16 protein-coding genes are annotated in these 16312 nt (G+C 35.0%); 9 read left to right on the forward strand and 7 right to left on the reverse strand.

The features are described 5' to 3' along the window. Positions 1 to 44: 44 nt before the first annotated feature. Positions 45 to 824, reverse strand: coding sequence for a peroxide stress protein YaaA (gene yaaA, locus ACT5E3_RS07010; protein WP_444997588.1), 780 nt, complete (start codon positions 822 to 824; stop codon positions 45 to 47). A gap of 95 nt (positions 825 to 919) precedes the next feature. Beyond that, complete coding sequence (locus ACT5E3_RS07015; protein ID WP_444997589.1) at positions 920 to 2437, reverse strand: PilT/PilU family type 4a pilus ATPase; 1518 nt, start codon at positions 2435 to 2437, stop codon at positions 920 to 922. Between the two features lie 278 nt (positions 2438 to 2715). On the opposite strand from ACT5E3_RS07015, the gene ACT5E3_RS07020 reads away from it, so the two are divergent. The 5 genes from ACT5E3_RS07020 (at position 2716) to ACT5E3_RS07040 (ending at position 6043) form a co-directional block, all read left to right on the forward strand. After that, entirely contained in the window at positions 2716 to 3105 is a 390-nt protein-coding gene (locus ACT5E3_RS07020) for a hypothetical protein (RefSeq protein WP_444997590.1), read from the forward strand. 42 nt (positions 3106 to 3147) lie between these two features. Then, entirely contained in the window at positions 3148 to 3660 is a 513-nt protein-coding gene (locus ACT5E3_RS07025; RefSeq protein WP_444997591.1) for an alpha/beta hydrolase, read from the forward strand. A gap of 188 nt (positions 3661 to 3848) precedes the next feature. After that, a complete protein-coding gene (gene metA / locus ACT5E3_RS07030) occupies positions 3849 to 4919 on the forward strand; it encodes a homoserine O-succinyltransferase MetA (protein WP_444997592.1) in 1071 nt (356 codons plus the stop codon). A gap of 343 nt (positions 4920 to 5262) precedes the next feature. Beyond that, positions 5263 to 5532: a DUF4404 family protein gene (locus ACT5E3_RS07035; RefSeq protein ID WP_444997593.1), complete on the forward strand. Its 270-nt coding sequence runs from the start codon at positions 5263 to 5265 to the stop codon at positions 5530 to 5532. 328 nt (positions 5533 to 5860) lie between these two features. Then, complete coding sequence (locus tag ACT5E3_RS07040) at positions 5861 to 6043, forward strand: DUF6316 family protein (RefSeq protein ID WP_444997594.1); 183 nt, start codon at positions 5861 to 5863, stop codon at positions 6041 to 6043. Between the two features lie 16 nt (positions 6044 to 6059). On the opposite strand, the gene ACT5E3_RS07045 is transcribed toward ACT5E3_RS07040, so the two are convergent. Continuing rightward, the gene (locus tag ACT5E3_RS07045; RefSeq protein WP_444997595.1) at positions 6060 to 8432 is read right to left on the reverse strand and encodes a protein kinase domain-containing protein; all 2373 of its coding nucleotides are present in this window, start codon (positions 8430 to 8432) and stop codon (positions 6060 to 6062) included. A 28-nt stretch (positions 8433 to 8460) separates the two neighbouring features. Beyond that, on the reverse strand, positions 8461 to 9021 hold the full coding sequence (locus tag ACT5E3_RS07050) for an ECF-type sigma factor (protein ID WP_444997596.1): 561 nt from the start codon (positions 9019 to 9021) through the stop codon (positions 8461 to 8463). A gap of 328 nt (positions 9022 to 9349) precedes the next feature. On the opposite strand from ACT5E3_RS07050, the gene ACT5E3_RS07055 reads away from it, so the two are divergent. Then, entirely contained in the window at positions 9350 to 9664 is a 315-nt protein-coding gene (locus ACT5E3_RS07055; RefSeq protein WP_444997597.1) for a DUF7683 domain-containing protein, read from the forward strand. 37 nt (positions 9665 to 9701) lie between these two features. After that, complete coding sequence (locus ACT5E3_RS07060) at positions 9702 to 9869, forward strand: hypothetical protein (RefSeq protein WP_444997598.1); 168 nt, start codon at positions 9702 to 9704, stop codon at positions 9867 to 9869. Between the two features lie 56 nt (positions 9870 to 9925). Here ACT5E3_RS07060 and ACT5E3_RS07065 read toward each other — a convergent pair whose 3' ends face one another. After that, the gene (locus tag ACT5E3_RS07065; RefSeq protein WP_444997599.1) at positions 9926 to 10801 is read right to left on the reverse strand and encodes a helix-turn-helix transcriptional regulator; all 876 of its coding nucleotides are present in this window, start codon (positions 10799 to 10801) and stop codon (positions 9926 to 9928) included. Positions 10802 to 11012: 211 nt separating this feature from the next. Between ACT5E3_RS07065 and ACT5E3_RS07070 the strand changes: the two genes are divergently transcribed. Further along, complete coding sequence (locus ACT5E3_RS07070; protein WP_444997600.1) at positions 11013 to 12278, forward strand: DUF2130 domain-containing protein; 1266 nt, start codon at positions 11013 to 11015, stop codon at positions 12276 to 12278. Between the two features lie 267 nt (positions 12279 to 12545). Further along, the gene (locus tag ACT5E3_RS07075) at positions 12546 to 13757 is read left to right on the forward strand and encodes a hypothetical protein (RefSeq protein WP_444997601.1); all 1212 of its coding nucleotides are present in this window, start codon (positions 12546 to 12548) and stop codon (positions 13755 to 13757) included. A gap of 101 nt (positions 13758 to 13858) precedes the next feature. On the opposite strand, the gene ACT5E3_RS07080 is transcribed toward ACT5E3_RS07075, so the two are convergent. After that, positions 13859 to 14785, reverse strand: a complete 927-nt coding sequence (locus tag ACT5E3_RS07080; RefSeq protein ID WP_444997602.1) for a hypothetical protein — start codon at positions 14783 to 14785, stop codon at positions 13859 to 13861. A 163-nt stretch (positions 14786 to 14948) separates the two neighbouring features. Further along, positions 14949 to 16244, reverse strand: coding sequence for a hypothetical protein (locus tag ACT5E3_RS07085; RefSeq protein ID WP_444997603.1), 1296 nt, complete (start codon positions 16242 to 16244; stop codon positions 14949 to 14951). Positions 16245 to 16312 lie beyond the last annotated feature (68 nt).

Consider the following 16312-nt stretch of genomic DNA (forward strand, 5'->3'; position numbering starts at 1 on the left):
CAGGTGCACATAATTGATTGTGCACCTGGCTGCATTTATCCGTATTATTTTTTAAGTTCATCTCTTAGAAATATCAGTTCGTTTTCTGTACTTGTTTTTTTGTCAAAGTAATAACCATCTAAATTGAAATCCTTAAGAGCAGCGGGCGTGTCGAGCTGATTTTGTATAATAAAACGACTCATTAATCCTCTTGCACGCTTTGCAAAAAAGCTAATCATTTTAAATTGGCCATTTTTATAATCTTTAAATGTTGGCGTGATAATTCGTTGTGTCAACTCTTTGCTTTTTACGGCTTTAAAATATTCATTAGAAGCTAAATTGACTAATATCGGTTGTTGGTGCTTGCTGAGTTCTTTTTGAATAAATTGGTTTAATTGGTTATCCCAAAAGGCATAAAGGTTTTTTCCTGCATTATTTTCAAACTTTGTTCCCATTTCTAAGCGATAGGCTTGAATTAAATCTAGTGGTCTTAATACTCCATAAAGACCAGATAAAATACGAAGATGTTTTTGAGCATATTTAAAATCGCCTGCGTTGAATGTATTTGCGTCAAGTCCCTGATATACATCGCCTTTGAATGCCAGTATTGCCTGGCGAGCATTGTCTAAAGTGAAGGGCGGAGAAAAATCTTGAAAGCGATCAAAGTTGAGAACAGCAAGCTTATCACTTAACTTCATTAGACTAGCAATATCTTGAGGGGCAAGTTTTTTTAGTTGTTTAATGAGTTGCTCAGATTGCGCTAAAAACTGAGGTTGTGATTTTTGCTTTGTTGCTAAAGGCCCTTCGAAGTCTAAGCTTTTAGCTGGAGAAATAACAGTAATCATAGGGTTAGGCTATTTGTTGGATGGTAAGTGTAAGAATATCAAATTTAATTTATAGTTGCTTAAAGTATTTATTATAACTTAATAGTAAAAGACTATTAGATGTTAACAGGAAAGCTTTTTAATAAATCAGCAATACCTTTGTTTAATAGTTGTTGGCTTTCATTGAAGTCGGATATTTTTCTTATCGCTGTAATTCTAAAAACAGGTTTACTGGTATTGGTATCAATAATGTTGAGGATCAACATTGCATACTCTTTTGTTTGAGGAAGAAAGTGCTCAATATTACTGTTTTGCCCCTCAACAGATTCAAGTGACAGGCTTTCTTCTTTTCTTGAACCTAATATATATTGGACTTCAAGATCTGGCTCAAGTGATTTTAACTCTAGTCCTTTGGCGTTCAAAGCGGTAATTAAAGCACTGTTAATTCGTTTTTGAATATTGGGGTTTTTGGTTCTCATTGTTAACGGTGAAATACTAAAAGTATGATAATGATCGAATGGTGCCTCATTATTAATGACAAATTCCCCTGGCTTTTTGCTGTGATCAGATTTATCTCCATCTTCTAGTCTAAAACGTAAAGCTAGATTGTTAGCTGAGTCTGCCTTACGCAAAGCTTCATCGCGAGAAATGCTGTCGGATTTAACCAGTTGATAAAGTGAATCATCAAAGGTTTGATTGATACGGCCTTTTGAACGAATCATTGCTTCTTTTATGTCATCTATACGACCTTTTTCAATTAGTTTACGTATAAAGGGAGTATTAATCATTAGCTCAACAGCTGCGACTCTCTTCTTTTTAAGCCCAATACATAACCTTTGCGCTACAATTGCGTTTAAGTTAAGTGCCAGATCTTGCAAAACAATTTTATTGGCTTCTTCTGGAAAAAAATTAACGATTCTTTCAAGCGCTAAGTTAGCGTTATTAGCGTGCATAGTAGCCAAACACAGGTGGCCTGTTTCAGAATAAGTAATGGCTTGTTTCATTGTTTCTTTATCGCGTATTTCACCAATCAGTATGACATCTGGGGCTTCTCTCATGGCATTTTTTAAGGCTATTTCGAAAGATTCGGTATCAACCCCAACTTCTCTTTGGTTAACTAATGATTGTTTGTTGGTATAAATGAACTCAATGGGATCTTCAATGGTTAAAATATGACCTGTCTGGTTGGCGTTGCGATAGTCTATCATAGAGGCCAAGGTGGTTGATTTACCTGTACCTGTTGCACCGACTAGCAAGATTAACCCGCGTTCTTTGCATATTAACTCTTTCAATATCTGAGGTAGGCCAAGTTCTTCAATACTAGGGATTTGTTTTTTGATATAACGGATCACCATGGCTGGCTCACCACATTGTTGGAACACATTAACGCGAAAACGACCAATACGCTCCAATTTCATAGCAATATTTAATTCATGGCTTTGTTTAAACTCGGCAATATCTTTTTCATTGAGTATTGAAAAAATGAGTTGATGATTTTCTTCGCTAGTTAACCGCTGATCTTTGATAGGCTTTATTTTGCCTTCTATCTTTATTAATGGTGGAGAATCAACGCTAATAAATAGATCTGAAGCTTGATTAACTACCATAGAGCCTAATAGCTCAAACATATCCATTTTAACTCTCCTTAAGTACGGTTATTTGTAGCTAATTTTTAGTATGTTATTACTTTGTAAAAATAATACATCTGCGGGTGCCTTGAGGGTAGTTGAGCAGCGTATCAATTATTGCTAGAATCTCTAAATGGGATTTTATTAAGCGAGCTGATATTAAAGTAGCTCGTATGATTTGATATCCCTTATGGAGCAAACTATATTAATAATAGGTTACTGCTGGCTTATGCGCTATTTCGGCTGACAGTAAATTAAGCAAATTTTGGAATAGGAACAAGCGAGTGATAAATAAACAAATTATCGCTGAAACGCTACGTGAACTATTACCGTCTAAAGCAGAAGTTGAGTTTGATTTAGAAAGAGATGACTTTTTTGCTAGTTTTTGTTGGTTATTGCACAGCGATCCTCAGCGGCCTTTTAAGCGCTCAAAGAAAGTGCACTTTATTGTGACACGTAAAGCACTTGACGATTTTAGAGAAATTGGTAATAAATGTGAGGCTAAGGTTTTAATTAATCTTGAAGCCTATATTAACCATCAACTAGAGCTTTTTTTACCTGAACACGATACACCCGAAGGAAGCCCCGTGCCGATTGAAAAGTGGGAAGTTGATTCCTTATTATTTCTTGAATCTTTGGAAAATTTAAAAGGCATTAAGCGTCGAATGTTTTAAAATAAGACTGATTAAGTTTTAATATTTAAAAATAGGTTATTTATGGCGCTTATCTGTTTTAGTCACGGTAAAGAAAGTGGACCCAATGCGACAAAAATCGTTGCACTTCGTGAAGTTGCCCGTCGGGCTGGCCATGAGGGCGTCAGTGTCGATTATCGGGGCATTGAGTCTGTAGAAAGCAGAATTTCAAAGCTACTTAGTGTTTTAGAAAATAATAAAACAACAACAATTCTGGTAGGGTCTAGTATGGGGGCATATGTGAGCTTGCTCGCCGCTAATCAGGTTAAGCCAAAAGGTCTTTTTTTATTGGCTCCAGCTGTCTACTTACCTGGTTATGACAATATTAGTGCTCCACCCGAAAACTGCTTAACTCAAGTGTTTCATGGCTGGCATGATGATATCGTGCCTGTTGAAAACTGTATAAAATATGCTCAAAAATACGCCTTGGAGCTAACATTATTGGATGATGATCACCGGCTGCAAAACTCTATTCAATTGCTAGAGAAAAACTTTTTTCAGTTTATTCAAAGGATAACATCGGCTCAAGAACGATAAAGGTTTAACCGTTGTTAAAATGAAAAATGTCTGCTTACTTCGATAACTAAAAGCTATTGAAACCTGTTTTAAACCTGTTGGTATGCTGAATTGATCTATCCTAAATATTCACAAATGTTTAAAAGTATCGCATTAACCTTTATAGTATAGCGTTATAGACGTCTAAACGGTTATGGAGTTAATAATTTATGCCATTGGTAGCTTTTTCTGACTTACCGACATTTCAGCGATTACTTGAAGAGCGGCATGATGTGCTGCCTATTCATAAGGCGACACAGCAGGATATTCGCGAGCTACATATTGGTTTGCTTAACATGATGCCTGATGCAACCTTACAAGCTACTGAGCGGCAGTTTATGCGCCTTGTTGGTGATTGTAATCAAATCGTTCAGATATATGTGCATGTTTTTAGTTTACCATCAATAAAACGTTCGAAAGAAGCACAAGATTGGATTGATCGCTATTACGAAGACTTTGAGTCAATTAAAGCGCATGGATTAGATGCGCTAATAATTTCAGGAGCTAACCCTGTTACAAGGCATCTTGAGCAAGAGTCTTTCTGGCCAATGCTCACAGAGGTGATTGACTGGGCAAAAGATAATGTAACTTCAACACTATGTGCGTGTTTGGCGACCCATGCAGTTGTGCAGTATTTGTACGATATCCATCGACGGCCACTCGAACAAAAAAAATGGGGGGTTTATGTGCACCGTTTAAGCAAGGTTGATCATCCGCTTACTCGTCACATGAATACCCGCTTTGATGTGCCGCATTCTCGTTTTAACCAAATTACCAGTGAGCAATTGAAAGAGAAAGGCTTAATCTCTCTGGCAGAAAGTGATGAAGCAGGCGTGCATTTAGCAGTAAGCCCAGATGGTATTCGTTTAGTATTTTTTCAGGGGCATCCTGAGTATGATGATTTGAGCTTATTAAAGGAATATAAAAGGGAGATTGATCGCTGGTTTAACAGCGAAAGAGAAGACTATCCTCCTTATCCTGAACATTATTTTTCAACCAATGTCATTGAGTGTTTGTCTAAATATCAAGTAGAAATGCAGGTTGCAAAAGAAAAACAGTTACCACAACCCAAGTGGCCAGAAGAATGGTTGTGTGATTACTTGGATAACACCTGGAGAGATACAGCTTTGTCTTTGTTTAATAATTGGTTAGGTCTGGTTTATCAATTAACCAATAAAAAACTTGGTATTCCATTTATGGAAGGTGTTGATCCTGAGAACCCTTTAGCGTCTCTAAGTTAAATCTTCCATTCTTGAGGCGGTTATTGAGTTGAAAGTCTTCAAAATAGTTTCATTCATTAGAATGCTTGCGACATCACTGAGTTTGTCTTAACCTTATATAGCTAAATCACTATCAATTGTCACAATAAAAGCAGTTATTTTTGCCGCTCTTTTCGCTGTCTGACTTGTCCGTAGAGCGGCTATGCACTGCGCCAGACGCCTTAATAGTGACAAAAATCCCTGACTTTTCTCTATGCCAATTGATAGTGATTTAGCTATAGTTAATTCTACTGAAACTTTCATCTAACGAATATAGGTATAGTTACTGACATTATATTGGTTAGAGTTATCGAAGGAGTGTGTTATGAATAAACAACAGATGTTGGATATTTTATTAGAATTGAAAAATGAACTTGATTCCAGCTCACCTATTGATAACCATCAACGACAAACGACCGAAGCGTTAATTGATGAAATCAACCATAAAATCAACGCGCCAGAAGCTAATATGGCAAGTGAGCAGTATTTAATCGAGCGCTTAAAGTCTGAAATTGAAGTTATACAAGCTAATCATCCACAGCTCACTGATCTAATAGGGCGTTTATCTGATTTACTGGCTCGAATAGGTATTTAAGCTAATTATCGTTTAACTATTCGTATTAATTATAAAAAACATACTTTTTCAATACTATTAATTCTTTTTTATATCGAGTTGATCTTTTGAGTATTTTATAGATTGAGATGCGGTTAACAAAACCAGTTTTTTTACTCTTAAAATTTATGGGTATTAATAACAATTGAATAGTCTAACTTGAGCAAAAATTGATTTTTACTTACAATCCCCGTCAGAGATTTCTCACATTAATAGAGCGAAATGTCGTAAATATTAATAGCCAATTATGGTGTAACATGCCCACATTGGATTGGAGAAAGAAAATTAATAATTAGTTTTGAGTATTACCATGAGAAAAGATGACTTTTCTAATAAAGAATATAATCGTACTGAAAGAGTTTATCAGGAAGGTGCGGGTTGGTTTTTTTATATACGACAAGGTGCTGTATTTGGGCCATATGAATCTAAACAAAATGCTCAAAAAGGCGTAGAAAGCTTTGTTACCATACTTAAACAACAAAATGCAGGGTAAAACACCTCTTAAAGTTTCACTCAGTTGTCTTTTCTGAAAGGTTTAATTCTTTTTTGACTAGCTCATAACTTGCTTTATCAAACCAGTTTTGAACAACTTTCTTTTCTCTGATTTCGCTTTCTATTTCACCAATCAAGTTTTTCGCATCCTTGATTTTATTTTGCTTAACTAGCAAGTTTAATAATGGAACTGCTACACGCAGAGTATTTATATGACTAGTTCCTTGAATTGTCTTAAGGCCATTGTAAGACTGTCTGGCATATTGCTCTGCTAAGTCATAGTTTTTTAAACGGTTATACTGCCACGAAATATTTGATAAGGTTGTTAAGGTATAATGATTGTTTTCACCAAATATTTTTAGTTGTATTTTATGATTCTTGTGAAATAGCATTAAAGATTTATCGTGTTGTTTAAATTCGCCGTACATTGTTGCTAAATTATTACGAGCATGACTGGTTTCTTCATGTTCTTCCCCTAAAACTTCCGTTCTGATCTCAAGTAATTCTTCCATCATGCTAAGTGATTTTTGACTAGCTTTATCATCATTGTTATCTAAGGCAATATAATAATTATTGGTTGCAACATTATTAATTAATGTCATTGTAAGGCGATGCCGTTGGCCAAGGTGTTTTTTCGCTAGTAGTAATGCGGGTTCAAAAATATTAAGTGCCTTTTCAAGTTGGTATTGATTACCAAAAGCCTCTCCAATTAAGTTAGTAACGGTTAACGTTTTGAAGTGATTAGGTCCCAAATTTTGTTGGTAAATTGCTAAAGCCTGGTTTAATAAGGTTTCAGCTTTTTTATAGTCTCCAAGCCCTATTCTTGATTGACCAAAAGTTGTTAGAAGGCTAGCTTGAATAATTGGTTTTTCTGAAAATGTTTCTTGAATATTTTGTTCTGCTGTATCTAAAATATCAATGACTTTAACTTGCATTCCTTTTTTTCTTGGATCAACAGAAGAGAACATTTCGATAAGGTAATTATTGATAACTTGAGTTTTTTCTGATTCAAACTGTGCGCTCAAGCGTGCTTTTTTTTCTTTCAACATGGCATTGGTTGTTAAGAATATCGCTGCAACTAGTCCAATAAAAAACAGACTTGCTAATGCTGTAGGTAAACTATTTCTTCGAATAAACTTTTTGAATTTGTATATTGGTTTTTGTGACATTGCTTGTACTGGAGATAAGGATAGATATCGGTTGATGTCGTCTGCCAACTGGGCCGCAGATTGATAGCGCATGTTAGCTTCAAAACTCATTGATTTGGTTATAATTGCATCAATTTCACCTTTTAACATTTTCAATAGTTTTGAAGGTGATAGTTGGCGTGTAGTCGATATTTTTTGTTGATTACAGCTCAGAGAAAAAATTTCACTTGGTAACTGAATATTACTTTTTGCTTCAATCAAATTTGAGTAATTGAAACTATCTATTTTATAAGGAGTAGTGCCCGATAAAAGTTGATAAAGCAGTACACCAAGTGAGTAAACATCGCTACGCGTATCAATTTTATCGGGATGTGTGATTTGTTCTGGGCTCATATAAATCGGCGTACCAACCCTGGCATAGCTATCTTGAGCTGTATTCTGCGGAACGGTATCTGTCAGCTTACTAGTGTCTACTGCTTTTTCTAGATTTTTTATTGTAGAACCATCATCAGTAGGCTTGGGTTGTAAATTATTTTGGGCAATACCGAAGTCGATTATTTTTGGTGTTGCTTGCCCATCTATTTCAGAAACAAGAATATTTGCTGGCTTTAAGTCTTTATGTATAATCCCTTTTTGATGTGCAAATTGTATAGCATGACAAACTTTGTTAAAAAGCTTTAATCTATGTGGAATTGTTAGTTGATTTTCATCACAATAGGTTAAAAGATTTTGTCCATTAATGTATTCCATGATGATGAATGAATATCCATCAGCAGTATCTCCCGCATCATAAATTCTTGCAATTGCAGGGTGTATTAACTGGCCTAAAAGTTGTCTTTCGAGAGCAAAACGGGCAGAAAGTTCTGACTGGCGTGTTAGTTGCCTAGATATTTTAATTGCAACTTCTTGTTCAAATTGATTATCTGTACGATAGGCTAAATAAACACTCCCCATGCCACCTTCTCCAATCAATTCTTTAATTGTGTAAGCTCCAATTTGATCGCCTGAATTAAGTTTGTTTTGTTCAAAAAAAAGCTTGTGGGCACTAGATACAACAATAGTTTGCAGTCCTTGATTAGAAGTTGTTGCGTCTTCTCTTTCTGCAGAAATTAGTTGCATTACCTCATCAATAATTGTTGCATCTTCTTCATTGTTATGTAAAAAAGTAAGTTGTTTATTTTCAGGTAGGTCAACGGCTTTCTCAAATAGTTTTTTGATTTTTTTCCAGCGGTTTGGGTTCATCTAATTCTCAATGTTTTGGATACAACAGTTATCTTTGATTGTTAAGCCAGGCTTTTGCTATTCTTATTTCTCGCTCTACTGTGCTGAGGGAAACTTGCATTGCATCGGCAACTTCGTTATTGGTCAAACCACCAAATAGAGTAAGTTCTAGCATTTTACTTGCCCTAACATCAAATTTTTCTAATTGATTTAATAATTGATCTAGCATAACAATATTTTCAAGATCACTTTGTGGGGTACATAGTGATTCATCGAATGAGAGAGCATTTTTATTGGTTTGGCGTTTTATTGTATTTTTAGCTTTAGCATGATCAACCAGAATATTACGCATTATTCGAGAAGCCATAGCCATGAAGTGGAGTTTGTTTTTCCAATCGATATCACTGCCTATTAACTTAATAAATGCTTCATTAACTAGAGCGGTCGCTTGTAAAGTGTGGTTATTGGCCTCTTTTTGCATGTATTGTGAAGCAAGGCGATGTAATTCATCGTTAACTATTGGGGTGAGTTGTTCAAGCGCAAGCGCTTCGCCCTTACGCCAGTTATTTAACAACTGGGTGACCTGTAGGTTGCTCTGGTTATTTTTCATAAACACTATTGTTATTCAAGTTTTATGCAACACCTGGATTCTCAGAGTTATCAATAATGAATTTGTATTGTGATTCAGTTTATATTCAGGGGACTACGATTAAAGTTGTATTCCCTTAAATTGTTCTATTTTCTGCCATTTTAGTAATATAGCAAAATAATAGCGTAAGAGCTAATTAATTGATTAATAAAGGAAATCGCTGTTTTACGTTGTTTTTTAGTGAGGGGTTTATAAAAAAAACAAAAATAATGAAGGGTTTTCCATTTTTTTATCGCTATAGAGGGTAATACCGATGAGGAAAGCTAAAATAATGAGGGTTGAATAATTGATGGTAACAGCTCAAAAATATGTTCGTAGTGAAAACTCTATTACGTTTGAACCAACCAATCAGACACGCATGGCTAGATTAGTTCGCTATTTTGATCGAGAAACTTGTGAGTTTGTTGGTCAGAAAAAACTGATTCCAGTCAATGAAGATTATTTAAGAAAGATATTTGAACTTGATGTGGGTAATCCAATGTTATTTAGTTATCCAGTCAATAGATCGCAGCAAGAATTTATTGAGCGTTTTACTGGTTTAAAAATGAACTTGCAAAAGTATCAATATTTTTTAGAGTGCGATTTTCAAAATACCACTTCATGATTGGTTTTTATGTAAAGCATTAAAGGCAGGAGATTAAATGAATCAGCAATTTTTATATGCCGTTTTATTGAACTTGCAAAATACATTGAATCAAGAGAGAGAAAGCGACGAGACGGATAAAGAAGAGTTACGAGCTATTGCTCGTAAAGTCAGCTTAAAGTTATATCAGTTATCACAAGGAGGAGAGGCCTGTTGTTACAAGTAAAAAGGAATGATTTAATAGCGTTTTGTGTTCTAAAAGCAAACGGTTTACTATTTTGTTTATAAAATCCACTGTTTTAATGAGTCACGGTTAAGCAATACTATTTGTTGGGCAAGCGGGTTTTCATGAAGTTGATTTTTATCAATCCTTAGTAGCTGTAAATAATAAGTAATCAAGCTGGCACGTGTATTAATTTTTAGTTGGCCATCAGACATCGCAAAATCTTTACTAATCACCTTTTGTTGGGCTGCTGACAAGCGTGGATCAGGTCCAATAATAATATCTACTAGAGTGTTCCAGTCGGTATCATCTGTTTCGTTGAGAGAAGCGTTGAGTGTGATTTCTGCAATATCTGTCATTCTTGAAAGTAAAAAATCTTTAAACTGTAAAGACTCCTCACAGTAAGCGCGCACATGCCAACGATAACCGTTAAATACCAAAGTATGCGGTGCAATCATCCTATCTCTAGGCTTAGGGTGGTTTAAGGAAGTATACTGAATTTCTACTCGCTTATTATCTCTTGCTGCTTGAATAATTGGCCTGACGTAGTTTGGATCAATGTTTCGAATTAATGGTTGTATGGTGACCGTGTTGGCATGCCGTACATCGAGTGATTCTATATGAGTTGCCAGGTTTTGCTGGATGCTTAGCATTTGCAAATATTCATTAATATCACCACGGGTTAGTTTATTTTTAAAGTTTGGAGCAGGGCAGTAACCTTTTAGTTGTTTATTGTATATTAGGTTATTTGGAACAACTTTATTATTGTAATCATTAATATGCTTACTGGCTTGTTGCCGACCAATGCCAAAGGCCTGTACTAATGCTCGGCTAGTGAGTTTGCCTTCCCATTGGGCAATAGTTTCTATTAAGCGATATTTCAATAATAGATCCCAGCGAAAAGGCCAATGTGATTCTTGTTCGATATTATTCACTTTCTTTAACCAATTAAAGGTTCATTTGAGGCTAAGTACATTGAGTGCTTTGTGCTCCTTTTACCTTAAAAAGAGACAGCTTGATAAACTTAACACTAATAAGCCTCTCTTTAAGGAAAAGGATATAGACATAAGGTGTAAGGCTACCTAAGATAGCTGTTATTAACAAGTCTGTGAAAACAGAATATAAGTCAGTTATTGAGGATATTTTATGACCAGTGCTGTTTCTACCCCAATTGAGTGCCCTAAATGTGGTACAACCATTGATGTTAATGAGGTGTTATCACACCAATTAGAGGAAGAGCTACGTAATCGATATGAGCTGAAAGCGGCTGAAGATAAACAACTGATGGAAAATAAGTTAGCCCTGATTAATAAAGAGAAGGAGCAATTAGCTGCCGATAAAGAAAAACAGGCACAACTTGTCGAGCAAGCTGTAAAAAATCAACTGAAAGAAAAAGAGTTGCAATTAAGGAAAAGTTTAAAAGAGCAACTTGCCGATGAACAAGCTGAACAATTACAATTGTTACGACAGGAATTAAATGAAAAGTCTGAGAAAGTCAAACAATTGAATAAAGCTAAAATTGAAATAGAAAAAATCAAACGAGAAAAGGAAGAGTTAAAAAGTGATCTTGAAGCGGAAGCTGAACGTAAATTAAGCCAACAAATAGCGATTGAAAGAGATAAAATTCAACAGGCTGAAATGCAACGCAATAAAATGAATTTATCTGAAAAGGAAAAAATTATTGAACAGTTAAAGCAGCAGCTCGATATTGCAAAACGTAAAGCTGAACAAGGTTCAACACAGCTGCAAGGAGAGGTGCAAGAGCTAGCAATTGAACAGTGGCTTGCTGAGCAATTTCCTTTGGATAATATTGAAGAAATAAAAAAAGGAGTAAGGGGAGCTGATTGTTTACAAATTGTCAACTCTCGGACGCAACAAAATTGTGGTGTCATTTATTATGAAAGCAAACGTACACAAAGTTTTAAACCAGAATGGATAGAAAAGTTTAAAGCTGATATTAGAGATAAAGGTGCGGATATTGGTGTATTAGTGACTGAAGCCATGCCGTCCGACTTGAAAAGAATGGGGTTAAAAGATGGTGTGTGGGTTTGTTCTTTTGAAGAGTTTAAAGGATTAAGTTTAGTTTTAAGAGATTCTGTTTTACGAATGAGTCAAGCCATTGCTGTACAAGATAATAAAGGAGACAAAATGGCTATGTTGTATGACTTTTTAACCGGTAATGAGTTTAGAATGCAAGTGGAAGCTATTGTTGAAGGTTTTACACAAATGCAAAACGATTTAATTAAAGAGAAACGTTCAATGACAGCTTTATGGAAAAAGCGTGAAAAGCAAATTGAAAAAGTGCTACTTAATACAAGCTATATGTATAGTTCTGTGCAAGGGATTGCTGGTAGTGCTGTTAAGTCTTTACCCTTGTTAGAATTACCAGATGATAATTTAGCTAGTGAATAAGCTGAGTTACTGATTAGCTAATAAGATTATTTATATTTTATTGAGATAAGCAATTAAAAAATGATTTTTGATCGACTACAATCTTTTTGCAGTAGCGTTTTTTAAGAAGAACGCTACTAGAAGCATTTCAATAATTCGCTACCATCAAACCGATTTACCAAGGTTGCTCTGATTTTTTGGGTTATGGTGATTGTTGATTCGAAATTAACCGGATGAGCATGCATATTAATTTAAAAACATGCCGATCAATAAAAGGGATTCATAACTATGTGGGCTATCAATAATCTTAACAATAATACATCACCGCTTCAGAATATTTCTTTCTCCGATGGACAATCAATTGAAGCTGTCAGAGGCCCCGAAGGTGCGTCATTTCGCTTAATCGTTGATGGATTTGGCTTTTTAGATTTTACTGATACCGGTCATCAAGCCGGTGGCCCACACTATTGGCAACTCATTATAGGAAAAAATATTTATTGGTACGATGGACAAGGAGCGATCGATTTAACGATTAATAATGATGGTAGTTATCAGGTTGCGGGTGATGGTAATGAGTTTTCTGGTCAGTTATTAGCTTTACCGGAAGTGTCACAGGCTGATATTGATAGTTTTAATTGGATGATGGAAAACAAATACATCCCCTATCAGAATATACCTGATGAGCCAGGTAAAACGACTGAACAAATAAAACAGTTAGGGCGACAATATTTTCCGTATTCTCAACATAGTTTTCAATTGGCCATGTCAATATATGATTGGACTACTGCTGACTTTACTCGTATAGATTTTATGCGACTGTTTACTTACACCGGATTAGATAATAAGCCGCTTGATATGAATAGCATTGCCAATGGTATTTGGACTGCCAACTGGCCGCCTTATACGCCACAAGATAAAGATTATATGAATTCGTTTATGATGGTTCCTGCAAATTCATTACAAGAAGTACAGAGTCAATTAGATGAAAAAGCTTCATCGTTATATATCAATAATTTATCTGAAATCAATATCATTACTGCCGCTTTACTGAGTATGCCCAGAACCAGTTGTCTCGCTAAACCTAAACTTTACAGCGGACAAGTTGCAATTTCTAATCTTGGTACTGAACATTTTGCAACTTATTTTCTCGAACTACCTGCTAATAGCGATCCAGCACAGCCACCGTTACAAATGCCACTCACGGACGCCATTAATTCTTTTCTTGCTGTGGGTAATACTGTGACGTTAAAATCATTTATGGCCTTTACCGATTCTTTTAAAGATGCTCAACATTATTCAAATGGCATAGTGCTTATTGTTTCGCCACCTAATGATGCAGTTACTTGGGATAAGTGTACTTATATAACGCCGCTGTCTGATGGACCAGAGAAAACCGAGTATCTTTTTCAAGTTAATACACAGTTTAAAGTACTTGATACTAAAAAAGTGACAGTGAATAGTAATGAACTTATTGAAATTTACTTACAAGTAGTGAATTAAAAATAAATCACAGAGTTGTATTTTTAATATCTATTTTGAATGAGTACTTTTTAGATTTTAGCCAGTCATAAAGTAAGCACTTTACCATAGTGCTTAGTCTTTTATTCTGCTTTATATTTTTCTTTTATTATTTTCCAGCTAACTTCGGGAGGAGAGGTTAGCCAGATAATTAGACGCTTCCAAAATGATAAAGATACGTTTTTTTCTTGCTCACTAAAAAGTTCTTTTTGCTTTGGGGTTTCTGTTTGAGTGCTATTATTATTTGTTGCTTCATTTTTTGCTAAAGGCGCTTCATTGGTTGAATTATCTTCAGATTCAAGCACAATAATTTCAAATACATGGGGGATTTCTGTAACTGAGCCACCATTTTCTAAGTGCTCTATGTTCAGCTGCATCGCCCGATTAATTCCTTTTAAATCTGATTTCATTGCTGCAGAAATCGCATTGTTAGTTAATAGTTGCTCTGTATCTCGAATAATATGATTGATTTCTGTTTTTATTTGTTTGACACATTCGTGTTCTTTTTCTTTAAGCTTTTCTACTTGTTCATTAATTGCTTCTTGAGAGATCGGTAATTTAAATGCTTCTATTATGACGCCACGTTTTTGTAATATATAGCGGAGTGCTAATGCGGTTTTTGTTCGTCGTTTAAAATCTGTAATTGATTCGGTAAAATTTTCTATTTCAGCTTTTTCAAGGTGGTTATTACGTAGTTCATCAATGTTTAATTGACTCAGGTAGAGTATGTTAGCAAGTGTTTCCTCTGTAACTTTTTCAATCGTTTCGAGTCGTTGAATAATTTCTGATGCTGCTATTGATTGCATTCGCTTTTCAATCGCACCAAAATAGACCATTAATTGAGGAGGAAAGCTTTGCGAGGGTCTGGCGGCTATTGCAAGCTCACTTAATGCAATCTGTTGATTATGAACGCCTTGAGCTATTTTTATGAGTTGCTCTAATGCAACTCTTTTACTAGTAATCAATCTAAATTCTGCTGCTGTGCTGATACTGCTTTGATTGGTTGTCATGAACGGGCGAGTGGTAATTAAAGGTTATTAATAAGCATAGAATAATTTGTTCACTAAAGTAGTAAATTAGTCAAAGAAACTTATTCTAAATGCTTATAGGCTTAAAAAAACGTTTTATAATGTGTATATTGATATAAAAATCAACTTGTTAGCAAAACTATATTTATTCTACAATGTTCAGAATAAAAGGAATACCTGGCCATACCTGTAAATGCATATCAACTCGCCAGTCTTTGAGCAAATCATCAAAATGACTGAGCTTATTGATCTCTGAAGTAGAGTCAAGTTTCATTGTTACCTGGCGTGTTTCACCCGCTGGTATTTCAAAACCATGCAAGTCGACAGTTGCAATTATGAGGTTTTCTTTTTCAACATAAATTTTGCTATTTTCCATAATAATATCAAACTCAGTGGGATTTTTTATTTCAACATTAAATGATAAATTGCTTAAAGCTTTACCATTGAATAGTTGAGAAAATGAGGGTAGTTTATAGTCAATAGAAGACCAGTCAATGCTATATTCTGCTTTTAGTAGCTGGCTTTTATGATGCATGCTGGCAATTAGTTGTCCATGAAGAGTTAAACTAATCACTAGTACAATGAATAACGTGATATAGCTCCACCTGATTGAGTTTTTAGAAGGGGGCTGTGTTTGCCTTGCTTGAGGAAGTAAAACACTCGCAATACGAGTACCAACCGGAATAGCCAAAGTTAAAAATAATATATTGACTAAAAATAAAATACTCGCAATTTCTATTAAGGTTAATTCTTGGTAAGAGAAAATGAGTTTACCAATCAGTATTGCGGGTAAACTAAATAGAAGGCCAAAACCCAAAACAAGTAGAGGCTTTTTGAGTAAATACTTTAAAATGATTGTATAGTTGATTCTATGTCTTTGTAGCGTTGGAGATATGATGTCGAGACCAAAGGTAAAAAATAAAAATAAATAACTAAGCGTTATTGCTGTGATTTTTGTCCAGGTAAAGGGATAATAACCAATCCACAATATAACCGATTGTGCGGCTATATATATAAGCAGTAATCGCGCTTCTTCGACTGCTTGATAAATTAACGGAAATTCATTTTTTTCACCATTATTAAACTGCGCATCCTGTTCAAATTTTGCAGAGTAGATTTCCTTTATAGGAAATAAAAAGATTGATGCAACAACTAATGAACCAGAAATAATCAAGTTACTTAAAACCGTTTTTGTTTGTGACTCGAAGAAAAAGTCGGCAAGCTTTTCAGAAACTGAATGCCAGGACTGTGGAAAAAAGTAATCTAATAAGACGTTTTTAATCGCTTCTTGGTGTTCTATCATTTGCCAGGTAAATAGTGAAAAAATAACTAACCCTGAAATAAAGTAAATAAACATCCAACTGGCAGAACTCTTTTTTAGGTGAACTAATGTGGCCGGTGAAAGAATAAAAGCTTCTTTAAATTGTTGAAAAATAGTCATGACTGATAAATTTACTTATTGTGAATGTGATTAGGACTAAAGACGTTATCTTACCCAAATAAGTTGCT

It is taken from the genome of Aliikangiella litoralis (assembly GCF_052495765.1).